This is a genomic window from Spirosoma validum (genome assembly GCF_014699035.1).
GTDB lineage: Bacteria > Bacteroidota > Bacteroidia > Cytophagales > Spirosomataceae > Spirosoma > Spirosoma validum.
The window spans coordinates 154279-178520 of sequence record NZ_JACXAA010000004.1 but is presented as its reverse complement, the minus strand read 5'-3'; the positions used below and the strand labels follow the sequence as shown (position 1 = coordinate 178520).

Here is a 24242-nt window from a genome sequence, read left to right as displayed (position 1 = left end):
AATTCTATCATTCACTCCTTCGACCATTGATTTATGGCAGAAAAAACGGAACCGATAATTAGCATCCGGGGGCTGAAGAAATCCTTCGGTAGTTTGCACGTATTGAAAGGCGTTGACCTGGAGGTGAACAAGGGCGAAAATGTAGTCGTTCTGGGACGCTCCGGTACGGGTAAGTCGGTTTTGATCAAAATTATGGTCGGTCTGCTCAAACCCGATGCCGGGCACGTCGTTGTGTTGGGGCAGGACGTTGAGACGTTGCGGGGTAAAGAGCTGGACGAATTTCGGCAGAAAGTCGGGTTTTCGTTTCAGAGTAGTGCGCTATACGATAGCATGAGCATTCGGGAGAACCTGGAATTTCCGCTCGTTCGAAATGTTCGGAATCTCAGTCGGGACGAAGTCAACCAGGCGGTCGAGAAAGCTCTGGACGATGTTGGCCTGTCGCAGACAATCAACCAGATGCCGTCGGAACTGTCGGGAGGGCAACGGAAACGGATCGGTATTGCCCGGACGCTGATTCTAAAGCCCGAAATTATGCTCTACGACGAACCCACGGCCGGCCTGGACCCGATTACCAGTATTGAAATCAATAACCTGATCAACGATGTTCAGGAACGATTAGGGGCTACGTCCATTATCATTACCCACGATCTTACCTGCGCCAAAAGCACGGGCGATCGGGTAGCCATGCTGCTGGACGGTCGATTTGAGCGGGTGGGGACGTTCGATGAAGTCTTCGCTGATCCCGACGAGCGAATTCAGCAGTTTTATAATTACAATTTTGTGAATTGAACAGAATGAGCCGACAGCCGTTAGTCAGTACGGGGCCGCCCATGCGGTCGATGGTGACTCAAGGATGAATAAACTAAGGACTGACGATTATTGACCAACGACTATATATGAGTACCGAATCGACCAAACGTTCCGTTGTTGTAGGCATTTTCGTCCTGCTGGGAATTATCATATTTGTAGCTGGCGTCTTTGTACTGGGTGGCCAGCAAAAACGCTTTACAAGAAGTATTCGACTGATGACCGTCTTTAAAGATGTAGGTGGTCTTAAAGTCGGTAACAACGTTTGGTTTTCAGGCGTCAAGATCGGCACCGTCAAGCGAATCAGTTTCTTCGGTACGGCACAGGTAGAAGTTGATCTGAATATTGAGCAGAGTTCTCAACAGTATATACGCAAAGATGCCACGGCCAGCATCGGCACTGATGGACTGATTGGCAACAAAATCGTTGTGATCGCGGGCGGTACCAACAGCCACCCTGAAGTAGAAGAAGGCGACCGGCTTAAAACGTCGGAAGCGCTGAGTTCGGATCAGATCATGGCCACGTTACAGGAGAACAACAATAATTTACTACGTGTCACCAACGATTTTAAAGAGCTGGTGGGTAATCTTCGACGCGGCAAAGGCACAGTCGGCGCTGTACTGACGGACTCGCTGGTAGCGGAAAATTTCAAACGAGCCATGCGAAACCTGGAACGAGCGTCGGATAATACAGTCAAGATTACTGGTTCTGTGTCGCAGTTTGCCGCCAAACTTGGTACGAAAGGAAGCTTAGCGCATGAGTTGGTGACTGACACAACGGTATTCCGGCGGTTGAGTCGCTCGGCAGCCCGCTTCGAAACAGTAGCCGGTTCAGCCGATCAGGCCGTCACGAATATCAACCGAAGTTCCGAGAACCTGCATCGTGCGTCTGAAAAGTTAAACAACACCAACAGTCCGTTGGGCGTCCTGCTTACGGACCAAGAAACCGCTACGAACCTCCGCACGACGCTACGTAATTTAAGCCAGGGTACTGTGTTGCTGAACGAAGATCTGAAAGCGGCTCAAAGCAATTTTCTGTTACGTGGCTTTTTCAAAAAACAGTCAAAAGCCGAAGCCAAACGCAAAGCCGACAGCACCGCAGCGGCCCAGCCTTAAGAGAATACGAACGCAGAGCCAGAGAGAACACCGGATTATTTTTCTGTATTTCTCTGGCTCTGCGTTCATTTTATCCATTCACTCCTGCTGCACCGAACTGGCTCCGCTTATCCGCTGACGTACGGAAGGCGTGCCTCGATAGCGTACCGAACTGGCACCACTCGCGTTGACATCTAACATTGTCGCTACGTTAACGTTGGCCTTACTGGCTCCACTGGCTTCGAGGTTAGCCTCACTAACCGGATAGCTAAAGCTCTGCAACAGCGAGGCCCCTGACAAATCTGCCCACAGACCCGCGCCAGCGCCGTTTAATCGTAGCGACGATGCGCCCGATAGCTCAATGGTCGTTCGGGCGGATTGAATAGTAAATTGTCCTTCCGACGCGCCCGACAGATGAATGTCCAGATCGTTCAGGTTTGTAAATCCCGAAATCGTTGATCGACTGGCTCCCGAAAATGATACGCCACGTAACGTCGGCATGGTAATCAAAAACGACGTGTTGTACTGCCGATTACGAGCGACACGGTATTGCGCCATCAACGTACCGTTTCGCGTATACACCTGCAAGTCATCCAGATTTCGCCGGTCACCTTCCGCCGTAATGCTAAACGTAGTGCCCTGCTGCACGGTAATCACAAACGCACTTCCCATATCAATCCGGTCGAAGTTAGTAAGTGCATACGTTTGCTGGTCGGCCTGGTACGGTCCGATGTCTTCCCGCTTCCATGAACAGCCAGCTAATGCAATCAATAAGGCCATCAGGCCAATTCCTAAAAATCGTGTGTGTTTCATCCTATTTGTCATATGTTTTCCGTAGACGCATTCAGGAAACTGCGCCTTTTCGGAAGCATGACAACTGTACGGAACTCCACCCCTATCCGCCTGAGGATTTTTTTAGAATTTGTTCGGCTTCGCGAATTCAGACTATTCCGCGAGGCCGCTCATGCGGTTCTTCAACCTCCCCTCACTCCACCCCTATGCCCCAAGCCCTATACCCTATGCTACCACACCCCGTACCGAAGGCCAATCTGGAAGCCAATCCAGCCGGAATGAAGCGCGCTGCTGTAAGAGTCGGTTCGGTCGGCGAAGAGCGTTACGTCGGGTTGAAGGAAAGGACGAGGATAACCATCGTTACTGAAATACCAGTTGAACGACGGGCCGAATGCCAGCGATAGGTGGCTGCTGAGTTTGATTTCAAGCAGCGTACTCAGCCGAATCTGACTGTTCCAGTTATCGGAATAGGTCCGATCAAAATAGAATAAATGGTGGTAGGTTCCTTCCAGATTTAACAAGGTTGAGTTTGAGAGACGGAAAGCTGTTCCGAGTCCGTAGCCTGCACTCAGCTGGGGACTCCCTTCCCGCTCGAAACTATAGCCCGCCGTAAGGATATTGTAGAATCGCCGGATACCCGTCCGGAACGTTACGTTCAGCAGATTGACCTCATTAGCCCCTATTTCAATACGTTGGTACCCACCTTTGCCAACATAACTGATCAGTCCAATCGGTACGCTACCAGAAGAGTCGGCAATGTTAATCAACCCAATCTGAAGACCAGACGTAACGCGTCGGGCACGGTTCAAGATACCCGCAACCTGCCATCCGTTTACATTGCCCTGCGTATAGTTGACCAGACCGGCCACTTGTACGCCTTTAACGGATCGTGCAGTTACGTTCAGAAGACCAGCCGTCTGAAAACCTCGTACATTATTTGCCACAACATTAGCCAGTCCACCCACCTGAAAACCATCGACTCGCCCACCAACGACATTGACCAATCCTCCCGCCTGAAAACCGTCGACCTGACCACCCACCACATTCGCTAAACCGCCTGCCTGAAAACCGTTCACGTTCGTCCGAACGAGGTTCATCAAACCACCCACTTCAAACGCCCGAACACCAAACGAATAGCCCACTAACGCATTGACCGAAATACGGTTGCTGATCCGGCCACTCAGCCGATGATTTGTGCCGATGAATGGTACGAACGATACCTGCCAGTCGCGGTAAAGAGTATCGCGGTTTAGGTTAATGTCGTGAATAGCCTGCTGCGCTGATGTAAAGAGCTTTGTGATCCCCGCCCGTCCGCGCTCAACGGCTGATTCGGTTCGTTGGGATGGGTTCGAATCGACCACGGGCGTAGGCGGTTCGACCGCTACCGAAGTCAGCAACTCAGCCGGCCGAAGCGTATCCTCCGTTACACGAACTGGCAGTACGCTTACCGACGACGTAGCATTTACGGGAGACGTAGCGAGCGGTTGTGGCGACAGGCGAACGCTAACCGAGTGCGATACGCGCGACCGAACAATAACCGTTTCGGCAACATAAGCCCGCTTGCGCACATCCAGACGTACTGTCGGCAGGTTCGTTGGCAGGCGAAGGCGATAATAGCCAAACGGATTACTGACAGTAGAAGCCAGGGTTGTTTTTTCGAAAATACTGGCCTGCGTAATCCGTTCGCCGGTTTGCTCATCGAGAATATAGCCATCGAGCAAAAAACTTTTCGGGGCCGCTTCAGGTGGATCGGCGCGCAGGAGGATCACGTAATTACCCCGCATTTTGTACGTAACCCGAAGCTGAAATACACGATTGAGCACTTCCCGAACGGGTGTGTTAGCGAGTCGGAGAGTAACAACAGCCTTTCCGTCGATATTGGCCGGATTATACGAAAACTCAAACCGTCCGGCTTGACTGATCTGACGGAGCGCATTTTCGACTGTCGAGTTGCGAATATCGACCGAAATCAGCCGGTCAAGCGGGGGCGTTGATTGAGCTGACAAGTTGGTACTCATCAACAAACAAATCAGCAGAATAAAATAACGTATTGACATCATTGACAGATGGATTTACCCTAAAGACAGCCATCCTGCCGTTACCCCCTATTCACTGACATCCGTTTCCCTCTAAAATTACCTGTCGCCCTTCGTGTCGAACGCGTAAATCGAGCGATTCGGACATGACAGCAAGGACGGTTTCTAACGGTGTTTTGTCAAAACGGGTCGTCAGACGGCAATTACCGATCTTCTCGTTTGCCAGCCGCACATCCGCATTGTAATATTGATTAATCGCTTGAATGACATCACGCAACGGCTCCTTGTTGAATACCAGTTGCTCGGTCTGATACGCAAAAACATTCGGCGACATCTGAGGCATCCGACGGATTGTGTCGGCTTTAGCCTCAAACGTAGCCTGCTGGTTTTTCGTCAGCAATACAGCTTTTCGGCCTGCGCTCAGCCGTACCTTTCCCGTTCGAACGGCGACGCTGACGTTGGCCGTATACGCCTGCACACTAAACGACGTACCGAGTACCTGCACAACCGACCGACGCGCCTGAATCCGAAAGGGGTGCTTAGCGTCGGGCGTTACGTCGAAAAAAGCTTCACCGGTTAACGTAACGTCACGCCGGTCTTCGGCGAACGCTGTCGGATAGGTAAGAACGGAGTGGCGATTTAGTAAAATAGTTGTGCCATCTGGCAGCGTTTTCCTGAGTTTCTGATTGTTCGTGACTAGTGTCACTAGTTTTTGCGCGGGATGATCCTGACCCATAAACAGGAATTGATAGACCAGCCAGCCAAAGCTCGTCACCAATACCAGCACAGCCGCTATACGATAGATCGTCTGATACCAATCCGGTTGCTGGCCACTATGTCGGTTGGAAAGCGATCTACTGGCAGATTCTTTTTGCTCATAAGGGCCCGTACTGGCCGTTCGCATTTTCTGCTGAACCGTTCGCCAGGCTGCGTCGGTATCAACCGCTGGAGTTCGGTTGACTACCGGCTTCGGCCGATTCGCGGATGCTTTTGTTGGCTGGCCAGCCGCTTCCCAGATCCGTTCGAACTTAGCGAAGTCTTCGTGGCTGGGCTCCGTAGGATTCTCTTTCTGGCTGACGAGCCACTGCCGCACCCGCGCCGATTCGGCCGGATCGGTTTCGCCCGCCAGAAACTTACCCAGCAGGGCGTCGTCTATGGGTTGTTGATCAGCCATGGGTTAGGATTGGTTTAAGAGCCACATGAGTAAAACAGGTAAATACTCGCTCAGTTCAGTCCGTAAGATACGTAGCGCTTTCCCAATCTGATTCTCAACCGTTTTAATGGAGATACCCAATTTATCAGCAATTTCTCCGTATTTCAATTCGTCAAATCGGCTCAGGCTAAACACCAGTCGGCATTGTTCGGGTAATTTCTGGATAGCCGCCTGTACCCGGTCGGCCAATTCGTCGCCGATGAGCGTCTGTACAGGCGATTCGACCGTAGCTTCACCTACGTAGCGCGCGTGTTCGCGATGTTCGTTACGGACGCCAGCGTGCTTAATTCGGTTCAGACAACGATTATGCACCGCCCGAAACAGATACGATTTCAGAGAAACGGTGATGATCAGCTCATTACGCTTTTCCCAGAGGGCCAGAAACATCGCCTGCACTTCTTCCTCAGCCTCGTCGGGGTCGGGCAGCAACTGACGCGCGTACCCATACAAGGGCGCATAATGCTGCCGAAATATAGCTTCAAAATCGCGTTCGCTACCGGCTCGGATAGCCTCGATGACGTCCTGCTCAACTGGAGTCACTACGTTAGTCTGATGGATGGTAGGAAGCTGTAAAGCTATCATTTGCGCCGGACATCCGCTTGTTCCATGTTAAGACACTTATCTACCGGCATCCCCCTACGTAACGCGTAATTATTTTTTTGCAGCCTGATTTCGATTCGCTCTGCCTACAACGCCAAGTGCGCCGACTGAATCGATTCGCCATAGAAAATAGTGGCCTGTCGATCGAAATCGCCGGGCGAGTCGGTGGTCAGAAACAGTCGCTCACCGTGTTTACTGCACTGCGCTTCGATTTCTGGATGACGATGCAGATAATCCGCCAGGCTATCGGCTACAATGTGTCCCTGACTCAGAATCGTTACGTTATCGGGAGCGGCCTGACGAATTTTGTTGAGCAACAGCGGGTAATGTGTGCAGGCTAGTAACAGCGTGTCAATAGCAGGCGACTGCGCCAGTAATCGATCGATGTGTTGCCTGACGAAGTAGTCGGCTCCGTCGCTGGCATATTCCCCATTTTCGACCAGCGGCACCCACATCGGACAGGCTTCCTGGAACACCGTCAACTCAGGAAAAAATTTCTCGATCTCCACTACGTAGGATTCCGACGTAACGGTACCGCGTGTGGCCAGAATCCCAACATGACCCGTTTTCGAGTACTTCCCAATAACTTCTGTCGTTGGGCGAATAACCCCCAGAACCCGGCGGTCGGAATCAAGTGATGGCAGATCAAGCTGCTGAATGTTACGTAGCGCTTTCGCCGATGCGGTATTACAAGCCAGAATGACCAGTCGACAGTCCCGGTCGAAGAGATGTCGGACACATTCGAGGGTGTAGTGATAAACCGTTTCAAAGGAACGGGTACCGTAAGGCGTTCGGGCGTTATCGCCTAAATACACATAATCGTACTGCGGTAATTTTCGGACAATTTCCCGCAGGATTGTCAGGCCACCATAGCCTGAATCAAAAATACCAATGGGTTGATGCATAGGCAAAGGTACGGATTGCCCTTTGTAGCCACCAATTAATAAGAATCCGGTGCATTCTGACGGCCACAACATCTAAACATTCCGGATCAGCCGTATATTCACGGTCTTTACCACACGTATTAGCAGTTTTCCTCTTAACGCTACATGTCAGGCTTACGCCCTTTTGCTGTTTCAGTACTGTTCATTTTATGCGTTCATGCCACAGCAATCGGGCAGCAACGTTCTGTTATTCAGGGTGAACTAGAAGTTGGAAGCGTTTTTTCGTCGGCCTCAACGGCTCCCTTCTGGCTACGTACGAATCAATACGGCATTGTACCGATACAAGCACCGTCGGGCATTTTTCAGGCCGCTATCTGGAAAACGTACAGAACCCCCGACTCAGTCCATTCGCGAAAGTTCGACTGGGGCTTTAGGCTGAATCCGGTGCTTACATACGACCGGGCAGATAAGGCGCAACTGCTATTGCCGGAAGCAAATCTCAGTGTCCGGTTCAAATCCATTGAGTTGTACGTCGGTCGCCGAAGGACGGTCACAGGTCTGGGCGATACGACCTTGTCATCGGGTTTTTATGCTTCGTCGGGCAATGCCCTTCCCATTCCCAAAATACAGATCGGCACCATTGGCTACGCTCCACTTCATTTTACCAAAGATTTCGTAGCAATCAATGCGGCCTTTGCGCACGGCTGGTTTAATGTGCCGTATATACAGGGGGTTCGCTGGCATCAGAAACACCTTTATGTACGACTTGGCAAACCGGCATCCGCTTTAAAATTCTATGCGGGCGTCAATCATCAGGTTCAGTGGGCTGGTCATGCCGATTACCTGAAGGACCGCCCGGATGTGGGTGATGGAAGTGGTTATCTTCCTTCCGACTGGAGTTTTTATAAGTACGTCGTGTTTTCGTATACGCCCAAAGACTGGGAGTTGATTCCGGGATATACTGCTTTTGACAGTTACCGGGTGGGCAACAGCGTTGGCAGCATTGATTTTGGGGTGGAACTCAACACAAAAGGTAGTCACCTGCTGGCTTACTACCAGCATACGTATGAAGATGTCTCGGGCCTCGTCTTCCTAAACATGCCCGACGGCCTCTGGGGAATTAGTTACTCCCCCAAACCCGTCCGTTCGTCTTCGTTTCGGGTCAGTCGACTAACCCTTGAATACCTGACGACGAAATCGCAGTCAGGCTCTTCGTTTTACATTCCGGGCAGTACGTATCAGGGCGTCGACAACTATTATAATCACAGTCAGTATAACGAAGGCTGGTCGTATTTCGGGCGGACGATGGGGACACCTTTCATTGCGCCGAGACAGGATTTTGATCCATCATACAATTTACCCGGTGGTCAGTTTTTTATCAACAACCGTGTGAATATGTGGTATGTGGGTCTACAGGCAACGTATCGAAAAGCTTTATTTACCTTACGCACCTCGTATAGCCGCAACTACGGAACCTATAACGATCCCTTCAAAACCGATGTCCCTCAGTTTTCCTCCTTGCTGGCGGCTCAGATACCGATGTTCCGCTTGACGAATACCTATCTCGTCGCAAAGTTTGCCCTCGATAATGGCGGCTTATACACGAAAGCTAGTGGTGGGTATATCGGGTTTAAAAAGAACTGGTGATTGGGAGACACTGAAAAAATACCTGTCAAATCAATTACTGGCCTTCTTCTTTGCCTCTATTAACAAATCGTCCAACGCTTTCCGGTCGTAGACAGTGCCTTTCAAAACGACGGTATTAATCGTTTGCGTGGCTTCAATAGCCTCGAGCGGATTTTTGTCGAGCAACACAATGTCGGCGCTCTTTCCGGCGGCAATATCCCCGTACAACTCCGTCTTCCGAAGAAATTTTGGCCCCGGAATAATCGCCGATTGTAACGCTTGCAGGGGCGTCAGCCCAGCTTTAACAAACAGTTGAAGTTCGTGATGCAGACCCAGTCCCGGATATACATACGAATTCAGAAAACCGGCGTCGGTTCCGGCCATGATCGTTACGCCTGCCTTGTGTAGCAGTGGCAGCAAAGCACTTGATTTGTCATACACAGCATGTCGTTCGGCAATAGCGTCAGGGCTATCCTTAGCCACCCGATTCACTCGCCAGGCGTATGTATTTTTCAACCCTTGCCCGATGTATTGCAGATACGTATCGTTCTGATGGTTGTCCTGATCCAGAAACGCCACCGTACGGCTGATGGTAAGCGTGGGCACCACGAACGTACCATTTTTAGCCATCCGCTGATAAACGGCCAGGGCGGTTGCTTCGTCAAAACTTTGCATGATCATGGGCGAAGCGACCCGAGCGGTGAGCGTACCTGTTCTAACTTTATTAGCCACTTCTTTGTCGCGCGTTGAACCCGCTTTGAGTACGTAGCTCATGTGTTCCACCGATCCTAATCCCGCCGACGATACCTCATCCATTGTTAGCGCAAACGGTACGTGCCCCGAGGTTTTCATACCCCGTTTTTTGGCTTCTTTTAGAATATAGAGATATATATTGGGCTTGATCGTGTTGTCGGTGATCTTCACAAAATCGACCTTAAGCCCTTGCAGCGAATCGAGCATTTTGTCAACCTCAGCGGGCGTACTGACTTCAATATCACCAACCCAGCTTGATTTGTACCCTTCCAGTTTCGGACCGGATGTAAATAACGTAGGGCCTGCTAACGTACCGTTCGCGATTTGATCACGCCACTTTAGCACGCTTGAACTTAGATCCGCAGCGGCATCGCGGATACCCGTAATCCCGTGAGCGATATACAGCGGAAACAGGTTTTTATTCTCCTCGATCAGCGTATCGCCACCGCCGAAATGTACGTGCATATCCCAGAGACCCGGAATAATGTATTTCCCGGTGGCGTCGATGGTTTTCTTCGCCTGGAAATTCTTCAGTTTGGCTTCATTGAAAACACCTACAATCGTTTTTCCACGCGTCGCGATCAGCTTCTTCGTCAGGATCTTCCCCGTCCGAACGTCGATCAGATTTCCCGATTTAATCAAGACATCGACGTTTTGCTTTTGAGCATAGGCGACTTTAACCGTGGTAACCAGAGTGATCAGACAAAGAAGAAAAGTGCGCATGTGAATTAGACGTTCGACGTAGTAAGTGACTATGCTGAACGCAGAATTAGAATGTGTTATCAACTTGTTTGGTGTGACCCCGATGGGGTCACACCAAACAAGTTGATTCTTCTTACTACCCCAACAGTTCTTTTCCTTGTGCCAGAGCTGCATCCAGACCCGACGAATCGGAGCCGCCTGCCGTAGCGAAAAACGGCTGACCACCGCCACCGCCTTTGATGTTTTTAGCGAGTTCTTTCACGACTTGACCAGCGTTCAGGTTCTTACCCTGAATCAGTGAATCCGGCAACATCACAGCCAGTTGAGGTTTGCCGTTGATGTCGGCACCAAGCACAACGGCAAGGTTATCGACTTTCGCTTTCAGATCATACGCCAGTTGCTTGAGGGCATCCGCCGATGGTACGTCTACTTTTTCGACTAAACGAGAATGTCCCGATCCGCCGTTGCGGTTTACTAATTCTACTTTATCGAGCAATTGATTTTTCAATTGCTGAACTTTCTCGTTTTGCAACCCTTCGATCTGTTTCTGCAAGGTGCTACGTTCGTCCATCAACGCTTGCACTGCTTTCACTACGTCTTTCGGTGCTTTCAGCAGGTCTTTCAACTCACTGACAACGGCCATTTGTTCATTAACCAACGTCTCAGCACCCAGGGCTGTTTTAGCCTCAACCCGACGAACACCCGTCGAAACAGACCCTTCACCCGTAAACTTGAACAGGCCAATGTGACCCGTGCGATACACGTGTGTTCCTCCGCAAAGCTCAACGGAGTAACTCGGATCGAACGTAATGACGCGGACGAAATCGCCGTATTTTTCACCGAACAAAGCCGTTGCGCCTAACTGTTTCGCCTGATCGATGGGTACATTACGTTTCTCATCCAGCGGTATATCTTCCCGAACTTTCTCGTTCACAATCCGCTCGACTTCAGCCAGTTGTTCGTCGGTTACTTTACTGAAATGCGAGAAGTCGAACCGTAGGGCATCGGGCCCAACGTATGACCCTTTCTGTGCTACGTGATTTCCCAGCACTTCGCGTAGAGCTGAGTGTAGTAGGTGTGTAGCGGAGTGATTGCTGGCAATCTGCGCACGACGCGACGTATTGATCGCTGCGTATACAGAATCAGCTTCGGTTAGCAGTTCGTCGATTCCTGTACTATTCTCAACGATATGGATTGTGAGATCGTTTTCCTTTTTCGTATCTAGTACAGTCAGTGTCCCGATTTCACCCGAACCCGCGAACAGACGTAACGTACCGGTGTCGCCAATTTGTCCGCCCGATTCGGCATAAAACGGGGTTTTATCAAGCACTACCTGAACCTGGGTTCCCTGTTTGTTCTGAATCTTGCGATACTTCACAATCTGAGCGTAGGACTCGGGCTGATCGTAACCAACAAATTCGACTTTATTATCTAATTCGGTTAACTCAATCCAGTCGCCCGCTGACGATTGGGCATCTTTCCGGGAGCGAACTTTCTGCTCCTGTAACGCTGTCTGAAAACCAGTTTCATCAATGCTCAATCCTTTTTCCCGGGCGATCAGAGCCGTTAAATCAGCTGGAAATCCGAACGTATCGTTCAGTTCGAAAACAGTCTCACCAGGAATAACTTCCTTACCTTTCAGATCACCAATAATCTGATCAAGGCGACCTAATCCTGTTCCGAGTGTCCGCAAGAACGAAATTTCTTCTTCGCGAATGACCGTCGCTACAAAATCACGCTGAGCGTTCAGTTCGGGGAATACGTCGGCAAACTGCATGGCCAGTGTTGGCACGAGTTTGGTCATGAATGGCTCGGTCAGGTTCAAATACGAATACCCGTAGCGGATGGCCCGGCGCAGAATCCGGCGGATCACGTAACCCGCTTTGGCATTCGATGGCACGAGACCATCGGCAATGGCGAACGATACGGCCCGGATGTGATCGGCAATGACGCGCATCGCTACATCCGACATCCCCGTTCCGGCTTCGTATTTTTTACCCGATAGTTCTTCGATGACGTTGATCGTTCCCGAAAAAACGTCGGTGTCGTAGTTCGACTTTTTCTGCTGAATGGCCATGCACAACCGCTCGAAACCCATCCCCGTATCGACGTGGCGAGCAGGCAGCGGCTCCAGTGAACCGTCGGCTTTCCGGTTAAACTGCATGAACACGAGGTTCCAGATTTCGACAACCTGCGGGTGGTCGGCATTCACCAACTCCTTGCCCGGTTTTTCGGCTACTTCTTCCGGCGAACGCAAATCCACGTGAATTTCGGAACAGGGGCCGCACGGACCCGTATCGCCCATCTCCCAGAAGTTATCTTTCTTGTTGCCGTAAATGATCCGGTCCTCGCCGACGATGGGTTTCCACAGATCGAATGCTTCCTGATCGAACGGTACGTTGTCTTTGTCGTCGCCCTGGAACACCGATACGTAGAGTCGGTCTTTCGGAAGTTTATAAACGTCTGTCAGCAGTTCCCACGCCCAGTGAATGGCTTCTTTTTTAAAATAATCCCCGAACGACCAGTTGCCGAGCATCTCGAACATGGTGTGGTGATACGTATCGAAACCCACATCTTCGAGGTCATTGTGCTTACCCGATACGCGCAGGCATTTCTGCGTGTCAGCTACGCGTTTAGATGGGGGTGTACCGTTGCCAAGAAAAAAATCTTTAAACTGAGCCATCCCCGAGTTGTTGAACATCAGCGTTGGGTCGTTTTTAGCAACGAGCGGAGCCGACGCTACAATCAGGTGCTCTTTTGAGCGGAAGAAGTCGAGAAAATGCCGACGTATTTCGTGGGAAGTCATGCGATTAAGTTCCAGATTCAGCGATCCAGGTTTCCTGGTCTGATGCATAGGCATTACCAGCAGGAAACCCGGTAGTTGACATCATTTTTAAATTGTAAAATTACGGCAAAACTTGCAGGTTTCGTGGAACATCAGGAAGTTTGTCGAATGGAAGAGTCGGGCAAGTTATATTATGGGATTAAAGAGGTAGCAGAGAGGTTTAGCATAAATGCCTCCAAACTTCGTTATTACGAAAAGGAATTTCCTACCCTCCAGCCAAAGAAAAACCGCTCCGGCGACCGGATTTATACCCAAGCGGACATCGACCATCTAACGGAAATTATCGACCTGGTCACGCGCCAGAAGTTCACGCTGCCCGGCGCCCGCGAATTCCTGGAAACCCGCGACGCCCGTCGACGCGAAAACGCCCGCTACGTTAGCAAACTGACTAAGCTAAAAGGATTTCTGGAACAAATGCGGGCTGATCTGGATGACTAACTCATTATTGCATTATTTCTAAATCCGTATTGTCGGTAGTCACGTTATTCTTTTTTTCGATCACCTCGAGATACAATTGGTCTGCAGTAACGCTTCGATCAGGCTTGTTGGCTAATAAATAGGCAACCAGATCATTCGTCGTTGGAAACCGACGACGAAAATTAGCCAAAGTAGTATCGGTCACGGATTTCTTGCTCATAGGATAGCCAAACAGTAGTGATACGAATTGAATCACCGTTTAATTCGAAGATAAAGGAAATAAATTTGTTTTTTAGCGAATAGCCGATGCAATGAACAAATCCATCGGTGCGAGAATAATCGAATATACGATTTAATGTAGAATAAAATAAAGCTTCAATTTCCTGCGTGGTGATGCACTGGCTGTGCAGTTCATTCAAATCCAGAAATGAATAATCAAAGCGAAAGCGGGGAATCTCCATATCGACGCTCAATAAGTCAGCGAAATTAAGAATCTGTTATACTAATTCGACGTACGTTTCTAAAAAATACGGAAGTTTGTAGGCAAAATCTTTGTTTGAATTGACAAAGGTAGGTAGCAACCTTATTTCCAGCCAGCGTTACGTGTCCACTACGACCCAACATCAGATTGCCCTTACGCTCGTTTCGGGCGTTGGCAGTATTCTTATCCGACAATTGATTAGTTACTGCGGCTCTGCCGAAGACGTTTTCCGGTCACCGCTGGCCAGGTTGATCAAAATCCCCGGTATTGGCGACGTAACGGCCCGCGCCATTTTGAAACCGACGGTGCTGACAGAAGCCGAACAGGTGATGAACCGTCTGGACAAACTCGGCGCAACGGCTCTTTTCTATACCGATAAAGCGTACCCGACCCGATTAAAAACCCTTTACGATGCCCCGGCTCTGCTTTATTTTCAGGGTTCAGGTACGCTTAACGCGCCACGCACGATTGGTTTAGTTGGTACCCGGCAGGCTACCGATTATGGCCGACGGATCACTGCTGAAATCATTGAAACTGTTTCAGCTTATGGTGTGAACGTAATAAGTGGACTGGCCTACGGTATAGACATTGCCGCTCATCGCGCCAGCCTGACTAACGGCTTACCCACCATCGGCGTAATGGCTAGCGGATTGGACATTATTTATCCGAACGTGCATCAAAAGACGGCTCAAGAAATGCTCATCCTGGGGGGTCTGCTTACCGAGAGCACACCCGGCACCAAGCCCGATGCGCATCTCTTCCCGGCCCGAAATCGAATTATTGCTGGCCTGAGCGATGCCGTCGTTGTCGTTGAAGCAGCGGCTAAAGGCGGGGCTCTCATTACGGCTGAGTATGCGAATAATTACCACCGGGAGGTATTCGCCGTACCCGGCCAGTTGAATCAAACCTTTTCGGCGGGTTGTAACAAATTGATCCGGGAGAACAAAGCCCAAATTTATACAAGCCCTAAAGACATCATCGAGGCTCTTAACTGGGACCAGCCAGCGAATCAGACGGGCGAACCAACCTTATCTAAACAGAATACAGTAGCCTTGCCTGTCGATATTACAGAGGAAGAAAGTCAGATTATTTCGTTGTTACGTCAGTCGGCCGATGTGCACATTGACGATCTGAGCTGGAAATCGCAGATACCGATGGGGCGGCTGGCTTCCCTCCTGCTCAATCTGGAATTTCGCGGATTCGTCCGATCGCTGCCGGGTAAAAAGTATGCGGTGGTCTACGTCTAAATCTCTCTGAAACAACGTACTGTCTACATATGCCAGATGGTTTCCCGGTACTGACCCGGTGGCATGCTAAACCGGCGTTTAAATAATCGGGAGAAATAATAAATACTGGGAATGCCGACCGATTCTGCTACTTCTTTCAGAGCCAGCGACGATGTCATCATCAGGAGTTGCGCCCGCTCCAGTCGTTTATTGATAATGTAATCCATGGGCCGCACACCAACGATACTGAGAAACTGACGGGAAAAATAATCCGTATTCAGATGAACATTACTGGCCAATTGTTCAACGGTTAGCTTTTCGGATAGGTGCGTATCAATGTATTGCAATACCGTAGCGAGTTGGTGAAATCCTTTAGCCCGTTGCCGATCCTGATCACTTTCAGCGGCAAAAAATCGGGAAAATAGTTGCAGCAAGATGCCATGTGTCTCGACGTACTGGCCCATCGACTGGTTCGGTTTCGGTTGATTAAAGCTTAACACTTCCGGACGATTATCGTACGTTCGGGGGTCCCATTCGTTAATCATCCGACCCGGATTCAAAGCCAGCAAACGTTCCATCAATTTATAATCCAGCTCGTTTGCCTGCACTTCATACAGCATCGACTTCAGATCATAAATCGATAAGCCTTCCTTCATCTCATCAAAAAAGCTGATGTAATACTGGGTCAGCGATTGATCGCAATGGTACCGGCTATACGTAAAACTGGGAATCAGATAAAGCGAGCCGGGTTTGAGTATAAACGTTTGTCCATTATGCCAGACCCAGCCTTCACCTTCCGTAATCAGGTAGAGCCGCGAAAAGGGACTGATTACGTTATCGAATCGCCATCGTTCATCCAACTGCACAAAGCCCATGTGCAGTAAGCTCAGCTTCAGATTTTTTAAACCATCAACCATAGTAGAGACATTATTAACCTGACTTCTTGAAAAGCGGTCAATTGGCCAAAAGTTACCTACTCACGTAAAGCGAAAAAATTAGCAAACCAAGGGGTATTTTAACGACAACGTCTGCTATTTATACACGATAGAACCCAGTCTGAAACAACGACGTATCACGCTTCCTGCTTTACAAACGGCGCGTACAACGTAGCGTGAGTTCCCACCCATGCTACCTAACTAAGTAGAATGAATATCGTAAACAAATCAGTTATGAAAGCCCACCCCACTTACGTAAGCCGCTTCGCTCTGTTGCTCAGCTTAATCTTTCTGTTCACATTCACCCAGGCGCAGACGAATTCGCCTTTTCCGCAGGCAACTAAGCGGATTTTATTTCTGGGGAACAGCATTACGTATGCCGGGTCTTATGTTATCGATATTGAGTCGTATCTGATTGCGCATTACCCGAAACAATCGTACGAAATAATCAACGTGGGGTTGCCCAGCGAAACGGTGTCGGGGCTGAGTGAGCCGAACCATGCAGACGGTCGGTTCCCTCGCCCCGACCTGCACGAACGACTCGACAGGGTGCTGGCGCAAACGAAACCCGACGTAGTGTTTGCCAGCTACGGCATGAACGATGGCATCTCTCTGCCCCTCGATGAAGCTCGTTTCCGCCCCTACCGAGAAGGCATGAAATGGTTGCACACCGAACTGGAGAAGACGGGTGCTAAACGGATTATTTTTCTCACGCCACCCGTTCACGATGATAAGAAGCTGGGTACCAAAGGGTATAATCTCACGCTGGATGCCTACTCCAACTGGTTGCTTGCCCAGCGGGATTCGTTGAAATGGGAGGTGGCCGACGTTCATTTCCCCATGACGAGCTACCTGGACGAGAAGCGCAAAGCGGACCCTTCATTTAAGTTGGCGAAGGATGGCGTTCACCCCAATAAGATAGGCCACTGGCTGATCGCCAAATCGATTCTGCAATACCTCGGCGAGAACGTAGCGAATGCGCCCGATGCCTTATCTACTCTGTCAGTTAACCCGCGGGCGGAAGAAATAATGAGTCTGGTCAACCAACGGCAGGCCATTATGAAAGATGCCTGGCTGAACGCGACTGGTCATAACCGTCCTGAAATGCGCCAGGGTTTGCCCATGTCTGAAGCCCGGCAAAAGTATGATGACATTGAAAAACAGATTCGGACAATTATAGCTGAAACAGCACCGAAAAGATAGTTCAGCAATAGACTTCCGCCTTTTACCAGGAACTCATTACGTCAAATTTCCCATTACTTTCGAACTCATAGGAAAACAGAATCTTTTCCGGATAACTTCCTTTCCCCAACTCACTGGTATTTGCCATATGCCACTACGTTATTTCGGATACGATCAGGAACCGTATTTGAGTCTAAAATGATTGTAATGCATATCAGCAAATAGAACCATGGAATTAGGAATCAGTAGTTTTGGCGATGTAAAGCCTGATAATGTAGCGGGAAAAGCCGTTCATGCGCACCAGCGTATGCAGGAACTTCTCGAAGAAATAAAATTAGCCGATGAGGTTGGTCTTGACGTGTTTGCGTTAGGCGAACATCACCGGCCCGACTTCATCATATCGGCCCCTGAAGTGGTGCTGGCCGCTGCCGCTACGCTTACCAAACACATCCGTCTCTCCAGTGCAGTTACAGTACTCAGTTCGGCCGACCCGGTTCGAACGTTTCAGAATTTTGCTTCGCTGGACCTTATCTCGAATGGAAGGGCGGAGATCATGGCCGGGCGCGGGTCATTCATTGAATCGTTTCCGCTATTTGGCTATGACCTGAACGATTACGACGAGCTGTTCACGGAAAAACTGGACCTGTTACTCAAAATTAACCAACAGGTTGTTGTTGACTGGGATGGCAAACACCGACCGGCCCTTCATGGTCAGGGCGTGTATCCTCGACCCTATCAATCGACTCTCCCGATCTGGCTGGCCGTTGGCGGCACACCCGCATCAGCGGTTCGGGCAGGTACGCTGAACCTGCCGATGACCCTGGCCATTCTGGGTGGTCCGCCAGATCGATTCGTTCCCTTTGTAAACATGTATCGGCAGGCCGCCCAGCGAGCCGGCCATAACGTAGACCAGCTGCAACTGGCCATCAACTCTCATTTTTATATGGCCGATGATTCGCAGCAGGCGGCTGATGAGTTTTTCCCGCCATACGAATTGTTGATGAACCGGGTCGGTAAAGAGCGGGGCTGGTCGCCGATGACCCGAATGCAGTATGAGCAGATGCGTCAGTACGGGCCGCTGATGGTTGGTAGCCCGCAGCAAATCATTGATAAGATTCTGTATTTCCATGAATTGTTCGGGAATACCCGCTATCTGGCTCAACTGGTCGGTGGTCATAACCTGCCTCACGCCAAAACACTCCATGCTATCGAATTATTCGGAACGAAAGTAGCGCCTGCGGTGCGGAAAGCGCTGGATAAGAAGACAGTTACTACGATATAGTAGGCTGCATTCCTCTTTTATTGTGTTGCCAGATGCTCACATCTGACCGGTGAGATTTCTTAAAGCCCTGTCATAAGTAGGTTTTAAGAAAACTCACTGGTCGGTTATTGTAACCGACACCACTATACCTCTTTTCGCTATTTGCTTTTTGCTGACAAGCCCATCGAAAAGAAGTAGGTGAATAGGGGGTCAGGGCTTTTTTACGCGCATTAAAACCGAGTTAGATGATTGTTTTTCGTACGTTACTCATTCTTAGCTTCTTCGTAATATTTGGGCATGCTCAGGCGGCTAAAATCGACACGGTTGATACGTATAGCCCGTCGATGAAAAAGACAATTAAAGCCGTGGTTATGACGCCGGATTCTTACACAACCGGCAGCGAATTTCCGGTGGTGTACCTCCTGCATGGCTACGGCGGCAACTATAGTGACTGGGCAAAAAAAGTATCTAATCTTGGCCAGTCGGTCGATCGGCATCAGGTGATCATTGTCTGCCCGGATGGCAATGTCGGTAGCTGGTACTTCGACAGTCCGGCTGATCCGTCGTTTAAGTACGAAACCTACGTAGCCAGCGAGTTAGTGCCGTGGGTAGACAGTCATTATAAAACCATCAAAAACCGTCAGGCACGCGCAATTACAGGCCTGAGTATGGGCGGGCATGGGGCATTGTATCTGGCATTTCGGCATCAGGATGTATTCGGCGCGACAGGTAGCATGAGTGGTGGTGTCGATATTCGCCCGTTTCCCAACAATTGGGACATGGCCAAACGGCTCGGTTCGTATGCGCAATTCCCCGACCGATGGGAGCAGAATACCGTCATCAATCTGCTTCATTTGCTCACACCCAATTCCTTATCGCTGATAGTTGATTGCGGTACGGAAGACTTTTTCTTTCGGGTGAATAACAACCTGCACGACAAACTCCTGGAACGTAACATTCCACACGATTACATCACCCGGCCCGGCGGTCATAACTGGAATTACTGGACGAATGCGATAACGTATCAGCTCCTGTTTATGCGACAGTATTTCGACAAACAGAAACGCGAATAGGGTCTTTGCTGTTTGATTCGCCAGGTTGAAACGGTTGTGGCTGACCGTCCGGCGCAGAACAAATTGATTGAGATTCCATAAACTATACCAATCGTATGCCTTCCTGCTCGTATCGCTTGCCTGCTCTTTTGCTATTTCTCCTGCTTTCCTTATCAGCACATGCCCAAAAGGTTATTCGGATTGCCTGCGTTGGTAACAGCATTACGTATGGGGCTACGCTTACAAACAGAGACCAAGATTCGTATCCGGCACAATTACAGCGTTTGCTGGGAACGGGCTATGACGTAATGAATTTTGGAGTGAGTGGCCGAACGCTGCTCCGCGAGACAACCAACCCCTACACGGCCACAGATAAGTACCAGGAAGCGCTGAAAAGCAATCCCAATATTGTCTTGATCAAGCTGGGCACTAACGACAGTCGCCTACCCTATCGCCTGAAGATTGACCAGTTCGTGGGCGATTACAAAACATTGATTCAGTCGTTTAAAACCCTACCCACGAATCCTCGTATTATTCTCCTATTGCCGGTGGCGTCATATCTGACCGATACAACCCGCCAAACCGACGCTGCCATACTCAAGCATATCATTCCGCGCATTCGGCAGGTAGCTTTCGAGGAGAAACTGGAGTTAATCGATTTACATTCGCTAACTGTGAAAGACAGTCTTCTATTCCCCGACAAACTACATCCGTCCGTAACAGGTACAACCCGCATCGCAAAACGGCTCTACGAAGCCATTACGCTCAAGTCCCAGTCCGACTTCGATATTTTCCAGAAGATCAAAGAGCCCGTTACGATCTCATCGTTCTATGGTTACGATTGCGCGGATTTCATGTTTGAAGGACGTAACGCCAAGGTTGTTAAGCCACGGGTAGTGGCAACGGGCAAACCCTGGATCTGGCGGGCGCGTTTCTGGGGCCATGAACCACAAACGGACATCGCACTGCTGGATCGTGGCTTTCATCTGGTGTATTGCGACGTAGCGGAACTCTTTGGCAATGCTGAAGCGATTAGTCTATGGAACAAATTTTACCGCTCTATGCACAAAGCTGGACTGGCCGACAAAGTTTGTCTGGAAGGCTTAAGTCGGGGCGGCATCTACGCGTACAACTGGGCCATCGAAAACCCAAAAAAAGTAGCCTGTGTGTACGTCGATGCGCCCGTGCTGGACCTGAAAAGCTGGCCGGGCGGTAAAGGCCAAAGTAAAGGCAGCCCGAGCGACTGGGAAATTTTCAAGAAAGATTACGGCCTAAAGTCGGAAGAAGAAGCGCTCCAGTTTAAAGGCAATCCGCTGGACCGGATCGCGGAGATTGTCAACGGAAAGTTTCCGATGCTGCACGTCGTAGGCGACGCCGATGATGCCGTACCCGTGAGCGAAAACACCGAACCCTTTGAAAAACAGGTGCTGGCATTGGGGGGTCAAATTACCGTTATTCACAAGCCTGGCGTCAATCACCATCCGCACAGCCTGCCCAATCCAACGCCTATCGTTGATTTTATCCTGAAAGCGACAGGGCAATACGTTCCCTGAGCACGTATCCTGACCCGCCACTTTACGGAAGCGAATATGTTTTGAAAAAGCTCCAGATGATGTCGTTATTCAGGAAGGCTTCCGATGGCGCATCACCTATGAATCGGGCACTTTTTTGACCACCCGGCCAGGAGTGTCCTCCGTCTGTGGTCAGGTAGTACTGAATTTGTATACCTTCCTGGCAATCGGCCCACTTGCAAAGGGTGTACTTATCTGTTGTACGAATGACCTGTTTCTGTACGTTGCATTTCGCTAACTGAGCAAAAACAGCCAGCGTACTGTCCACCGGCGGATTCCACTGTTTATTAATACTTCTCGTACCGACGCCACCCCTATACGGTACGTTGCGATCCAGTTGCGAATGCACATGCAAAATTGGCATTACGCGTTTAGGTCGACAGGTGGTTTTTAACTGCATCGTTCCTGAGTTCGCGGCAATAGCCGCCACTTTATCCGACAGCTGACAGGCCAGCCGGTAGCAAAGCATCGCGCCATTGGAATGGCCTGTAGCATACACGCGTTTCGCATCAATTTGATACGTAGTGACCAGTTTATCAATTAGTTTGCTGATAAATCCGACGTCGTCTGCTTGCTGGGTTGATGCTATCTGACCACAACACGCGCCCGCATTCCAGGTACGTAAGCGCAACACGCCGGGGTTCTGTAGTCCATCGGGATACACCGCAATAAAGCCTTCCTGATCCGCTTTCTCGCTCAACTTCGATTGTACTTCAAACTGCTGTCCACTCCCTCCGCCCCCGTGCAACGCAATAACTAGCGGCAATGAATCACCATTTTTTCTGTAAGCAGGAGGTATATGCACCCAGTAGATTCTGGTCTGTCCGTCATGTCGTAACGTATCACGAACACTGGTTTCTACGGATATAGTAAGCGGAGATTTCTGCCCTATAAAACGGTTCCTTAAAATTGCACCTGGACTTGGCCAAAGAATACCACCAAATAGTAGAATCATTACGAATGATTTACCCATAGAATGAAATGTTTAGAGGGAACAGATGCTAATCTGGTATCGTGATAATTCTTCGGGTTTAGAAATAAATATAAACCATAAAACGCAGGGTATTCATTTCTGAATCAAGACTATTTCGTTACGTCTACTTTTACAAAAACCAGTCCGGGCGGAGCTAGATAACCGGTAGTAGACCAGTACGTTTAAACAGCAGACACTGGTTACTCAGAAGAAACAGATTAAAGGCGACAAGGGTAATTTGGCCTAACCAACGACTTTGCAATAGTGGATGTGCGTAACCTGAACGCTCAACGACACGTAATCAGCATAAATTAACCTAACTCATGGAGGCAACCACCGTAACTGGCCAACCGAAGCCAGCCACTTTTACCGACAATAAATACCTGATCACCCTCATTTTTGTTACGTCCCTTTTCATGTTTTGGGGCGTCGCCATCACGATGGGCGATGTGTTGAACAAGCATTTTCAGCACGTATTGAACCTTACCAAGACCCAATCGGCTTTTGTTCAGTTTGCTATTTTTGGGGCCTATTTTGTCATGGGTATCCCGGCCGGATTGTTCATGAAGCGGTTTGGTTATAAGAACGGCGTTTTGTTGGGTCTTTCGCTGTTTGCGACGGGGGCCTTTTTGTTCGTTCCAGCCGCTGCTGCTGCTTCTTTTACTTATTTCGGGATCGCCCTTTTTATCCTGGGCTGTGGTCTGTCGACGCTTGAAACGGTTGCTCACCCCTTTGTGGCCTCCCTTGGCGACCAGCGTACCAGCGATCAACGTATCAATTTCGCGCAGGCTTTCAATGCCTTAGGAGCCATTATCGGGCCGGCGATCGGATCCTATTTTTTGTTACGGAACAACACCGAAGGCAGTACCGATCTAACCTCCGTCAAGACCTTATACATTGTTATTGGCAGCGTTATTGCGACCATTGCGATCCTTTTCTCCTTCGTGAAAGTACCCGCGTTAACGGACCCACACACCGTAGTGGCCGATCCCGAAGCAGCCAATGTTGACGTTGAACCGGGAAAAACTCTTTTTCAACATAAGCACTTCGTCTGGGCTGTTATTGCACAGTTTTTCAACGTAGCTGCACAGGGCGGCACCTGGGCATTTTTCATCAACTACGGTCACGAAAAGATGGGCTTTTCTGACGCTACAGCGGGCAATTACATGGTGCTCTTTATGGGCCTGATGCTGGCTGGACGGTTTGTTGGTACGTTCCTGATGCGGGTGATTGCCCCCCATACGTTACTCGCCATTTTTGCGGCCTGTAACATTGTTATGTGTCTTATCATTGCGCAAAGTTTTGGGTGGCCCTCCTTCATCGCGTTACTGATGCTCAACTTCTTCTTCAGCATCATGTTCCCGACTATTTTTAGTTTGGGATTAAAAAATCTCGGATCGCACACTCAGCAAGCGTCCTCGTTTATTTCAATGGGCGTGGTCGGTGGCGCTGTTTTTCCTTTCCTGATGGGTCGGGTTGCCGAACATGACGTAGCAGCCGCCTATTATTTGCCTATTATCTGTTACACAGCGATTTTCCTGTTCGGTGCCAAGTTTTATAAAGTGAAATAATGCGCCTAACGTACCGACTAGCACTCTTCCAATGTAATGGTTTGAGAAAAAGGTACCACGGGTTTTAACCCGTTCAGGGATTGACCAAAAACGGGTTAAAACCCGTGGTACCGGCAATAAGAATCAAATTGGAGCAGTACTAGATCGATTTCCCTAGTTAGGTGATGCCGGTTTCTTAAAACCGACACCACCTGGAAAAATAATTAAGAAAAAGAGTACAA

General features: G+C 49.6%; 20 protein-coding genes. 10 read left to right on the top strand and 10 right to left on the bottom strand.

Translation table 11 applies throughout. From position 1 onward, the window contains the following. Positions 1 to 33 precede the first annotated feature (33 nt). Both IC230_RS13265 and IC230_RS13260 read left to right on the top strand, forming a co-directional pair. A complete protein-coding gene (locus tag IC230_RS13265; RefSeq protein ID WP_191039510.1) occupies positions 34 to 789 on the top strand; it encodes an ABC transporter ATP-binding protein in 756 nt (251 codons plus the stop codon). Between the two features lie 107 nt (positions 790 to 896). Then, positions 897 to 1922 carry an MlaD family protein gene (locus tag IC230_RS13260; RefSeq protein ID WP_191039509.1) on the top strand — a complete coding sequence of 342 codons (1026 nt, stop codon included), beginning with the start codon at positions 897 to 899 and terminating at the stop codon, positions 1920 to 1922. A gap of 78 nt (positions 1923 to 2000) precedes the next feature. Here the strand turns inward: IC230_RS13260 and IC230_RS13255 are convergent, their stop codons facing one another. The 5 genes from IC230_RS13255 to murI all read right to left on the bottom strand — a co-directional run bounded on the left by IC230_RS13255 (position 2001) and on the right by murI (position 7447). Beyond that, positions 2001 to 2714 carry a head GIN domain-containing protein gene (locus IC230_RS13255; RefSeq protein ID WP_191039508.1) on the bottom strand — a complete coding sequence of 238 codons (714 nt, stop codon included), beginning with the start codon at positions 2712 to 2714 and terminating at the stop codon, positions 2001 to 2003. Positions 2715 to 2923: 209 nt separating this feature from the next. After that, a complete protein-coding gene (locus IC230_RS13250) occupies positions 2924 to 4753 on the bottom strand; it encodes an STN domain-containing protein (RefSeq protein WP_191039507.1) in 1830 nt (609 codons plus the stop codon). Positions 4754 to 4802: 49 nt separating this feature from the next. Beyond that, entirely contained in the window at positions 4803 to 5903 is a 1101-nt protein-coding gene (locus IC230_RS13245) for a FecR family protein (RefSeq protein WP_191039506.1), read from the bottom strand. 3 nt (positions 5904 to 5906) lie between these two features. Continuing rightward, positions 5907 to 6524, bottom strand: a complete 618-nt coding sequence (locus IC230_RS13240) for an RNA polymerase sigma-70 factor (RefSeq protein ID WP_191039505.1) — start codon at positions 6522 to 6524, stop codon at positions 5907 to 5909. Positions 6525 to 6628: 104 nt separating this feature from the next. After that, on the bottom strand, positions 6629 to 7447 hold the full coding sequence (murI, locus tag IC230_RS13235; RefSeq protein WP_191039504.1) for a glutamate racemase: 819 nt from the start codon (positions 7445 to 7447) through the stop codon (positions 6629 to 6631). A 144-nt stretch (positions 7448 to 7591) separates the two neighbouring features. Here murI and IC230_RS13230 point away from each other — a divergent pair, with 144 nt between their 5' ends. Then, complete coding sequence (locus IC230_RS13230) at positions 7592 to 9073, top strand: capsule assembly Wzi family protein (RefSeq protein ID WP_191039503.1); 1482 nt, start codon at positions 7592 to 7594, stop codon at positions 9071 to 9073. A gap of 30 nt (positions 9074 to 9103) precedes the next feature. Here the strand turns inward: IC230_RS13230 and IC230_RS13225 are convergent, their stop codons facing one another. Beyond that, on the bottom strand, positions 9104 to 10528 hold the full coding sequence (locus IC230_RS13225; protein WP_191039502.1) for an amidohydrolase family protein: 1425 nt from the start codon (positions 10526 to 10528) through the stop codon (positions 9104 to 9106). Between the two features lie 115 nt (positions 10529 to 10643). Further along, a complete protein-coding gene (gene alaS, locus IC230_RS13220; protein WP_191039750.1) occupies positions 10644 to 13313 on the bottom strand; it encodes an alanine--tRNA ligase in 2670 nt (889 codons plus the stop codon). A 123-nt stretch (positions 13314 to 13436) separates the two neighbouring features. Between alaS and IC230_RS13215 the strand changes: the two genes are divergently transcribed. Next, positions 13437 to 13790, top strand: a complete 354-nt coding sequence (locus IC230_RS13215; protein ID WP_317171790.1) for a MerR family transcriptional regulator — start codon at positions 13437 to 13439, stop codon at positions 13788 to 13790. A 4-nt stretch (positions 13791 to 13794) separates the two neighbouring features. Here the strand turns inward: IC230_RS13215 and IC230_RS13210 are convergent, their stop codons facing one another. Beyond that, positions 13795 to 13989: a hypothetical protein gene (locus IC230_RS13210; RefSeq protein ID WP_191039501.1), complete on the bottom strand. Its 195-nt coding sequence runs from the start codon at positions 13987 to 13989 to the stop codon at positions 13795 to 13797. Positions 13990 to 14372: 383 nt separating this feature from the next. Here IC230_RS13210 and dprA point away from each other — a divergent pair, with 383 nt between their 5' ends. After that, positions 14373 to 15497, top strand: coding sequence for a DNA-processing protein DprA (gene dprA, locus IC230_RS13205; protein ID WP_191039500.1), 1125 nt, complete (start codon positions 14373 to 14375; stop codon positions 15495 to 15497). Between the two features lie 23 nt (positions 15498 to 15520). On the opposite strand, the gene IC230_RS13200 is transcribed toward dprA, so the two are convergent. After that, entirely contained in the window at positions 15521 to 16393 is an 873-nt protein-coding gene (locus tag IC230_RS13200; protein ID WP_191039499.1) for an AraC family transcriptional regulator, read from the bottom strand. Between the two features lie 228 nt (positions 16394 to 16621). On the opposite strand from IC230_RS13200, the gene IC230_RS13195 reads away from it, so the two are divergent. The 4 genes from IC230_RS13195 to IC230_RS13180 all read left to right on the top strand — a co-directional run bounded on the left by IC230_RS13195 (position 16622) and on the right by IC230_RS13180 (position 21459). Further along, positions 16622 to 17614, top strand: a complete 993-nt coding sequence (locus IC230_RS13195; RefSeq protein ID WP_223860633.1) for an SGNH/GDSL hydrolase family protein — start codon at positions 16622 to 16624, stop codon at positions 17612 to 17614. A 208-nt stretch (positions 17615 to 17822) separates the two neighbouring features. Continuing rightward, entirely contained in the window at positions 17823 to 18875 is a 1053-nt protein-coding gene (locus tag IC230_RS13190; RefSeq protein WP_191039498.1) for an LLM class flavin-dependent oxidoreductase, read from the top strand. 224 nt (positions 18876 to 19099) lie between these two features. Then, positions 19100 to 19927 (top strand): alpha/beta hydrolase, encoded by an 828-nt coding sequence (locus IC230_RS13185; protein WP_191039497.1) that lies wholly within the window; start codon positions 19100 to 19102, stop codon positions 19925 to 19927. Between the two features lie 95 nt (positions 19928 to 20022). Further along, a complete protein-coding gene (locus tag IC230_RS13180) occupies positions 20023 to 21459 on the top strand; it encodes a GDSL-type esterase/lipase family protein (protein ID WP_191039496.1) in 1437 nt (478 codons plus the stop codon). A 22-nt stretch (positions 21460 to 21481) separates the two neighbouring features. Here the strand turns inward: IC230_RS13180 and IC230_RS13175 are convergent, their stop codons facing one another. Beyond that, positions 21482 to 22450 carry an extracellular catalytic domain type 1 short-chain-length polyhydroxyalkanoate depolymerase gene (locus IC230_RS13175; protein WP_223860632.1) on the bottom strand — a complete coding sequence of 323 codons (969 nt, stop codon included), beginning with the start codon at positions 22448 to 22450 and terminating at the stop codon, positions 21482 to 21484. 323 nt (positions 22451 to 22773) lie between these two features. Here IC230_RS13175 and fucP point away from each other — a divergent pair, with 323 nt between their 5' ends. After that, positions 22774 to 24021, top strand: a complete 1248-nt coding sequence (gene fucP, locus IC230_RS13170) for an L-fucose:H+ symporter permease (RefSeq protein ID WP_191039495.1) — start codon at positions 22774 to 22776, stop codon at positions 24019 to 24021. Positions 24022 to 24242: the final 221 nt, after the last annotated feature.

What these genes read in the sequence shown, in the direction of transcription:
- alaS (WP_191039750.1), bottom strand. Translation starts at nt 13,313, where the DNA reads ATGACTTCCCACGAAATACGTCGGCATTTTCTCGACTTCTTCCGCTCA.
- IC230_RS13200 (WP_191039499.1), bottom strand. Translation starts at nt 16,393, where the DNA reads ATGGTTGATGGTTTAAAAAATCTGAAGCTGAGCTTACTGCACATGGGC.
- IC230_RS13180 (WP_191039496.1), top strand. Translation starts at nt 20,023, where the DNA reads ATGCCTTCCTGCTCGTATCGCTTGCCTGCTCTTTTGCTATTTCTCCTG.
- IC230_RS13225 (WP_191039502.1), bottom strand. Translation starts at nt 10,528, where the DNA reads ATGCGCACTTTTCTTCTTTGTCTGATCACTCTGGTTACCACGGTTAAA.
- IC230_RS13245 (WP_191039506.1), bottom strand. Translation starts at nt 5,903, where the DNA reads ATGGCTGATCAACAACCCATAGACGACGCCCTGCTGGGTAAGTTTCTG.
- IC230_RS13195 (WP_223860633.1), top strand. Translation starts at nt 16,622, where the DNA reads ATGAATATCGTAAACAAATCAGTTATGAAAGCCCACCCCACTTACGTA.
- IC230_RS13190 (WP_191039498.1), top strand. Translation starts at nt 17,823, where the DNA reads ATGGAATTAGGAATCAGTAGTTTTGGCGATGTAAAGCCTGATAATGTA.
- IC230_RS13250 (WP_191039507.1), bottom strand. Translation starts at nt 4,753, where the DNA reads ATGATGTCAATACGTTATTTTATTCTGCTGATTTGTTTGTTGATGAGT.
- IC230_RS13175 (WP_223860632.1), bottom strand. Translation starts at nt 22,450, where the DNA reads ATGGGTAAATCATTCGTAATGATTCTACTATTTGGTGGTATTCTTTGG.
- IC230_RS13210 (WP_191039501.1), bottom strand. Translation starts at nt 13,989, where the DNA reads ATGAGCAAGAAATCCGTGACCGATACTACTTTGGCTAATTTTCGTCGT.
- murI (WP_191039504.1), bottom strand. Translation starts at nt 7,447, where the DNA reads ATGCATCAACCCATTGGTATTTTTGATTCAGGCTATGGTGGCCTGACA.
- IC230_RS13265 (WP_191039510.1), top strand. Translation starts at nt 34, where the DNA reads ATGGCAGAAAAAACGGAACCGATAATTAGCATCCGGGGGCTGAAGAAA.
- IC230_RS13255 (WP_191039508.1), bottom strand. Translation starts at nt 2,714, where the DNA reads ATGAAACACACACGATTTTTAGGAATTGGCCTGATGGCCTTATTGATT.
- fucP (WP_191039495.1), top strand. Translation starts at nt 22,774, where the DNA reads ATGGAGGCAACCACCGTAACTGGCCAACCGAAGCCAGCCACTTTTACC.
- IC230_RS13240 (WP_191039505.1), bottom strand. Translation starts at nt 6,524, where the DNA reads ATGATAGCTTTACAGCTTCCTACCATCCATCAGACTAACGTAGTGACT.
- IC230_RS13260 (WP_191039509.1), top strand. Translation starts at nt 897, where the DNA reads ATGAGTACCGAATCGACCAAACGTTCCGTTGTTGTAGGCATTTTCGTC.
- IC230_RS13185 (WP_191039497.1), top strand. Translation starts at nt 19,100, where the DNA reads ATGATTGTTTTTCGTACGTTACTCATTCTTAGCTTCTTCGTAATATTT.
- IC230_RS13230 (WP_191039503.1), top strand. Translation starts at nt 7,592, where the DNA reads ATGTCAGGCTTACGCCCTTTTGCTGTTTCAGTACTGTTCATTTTATGC.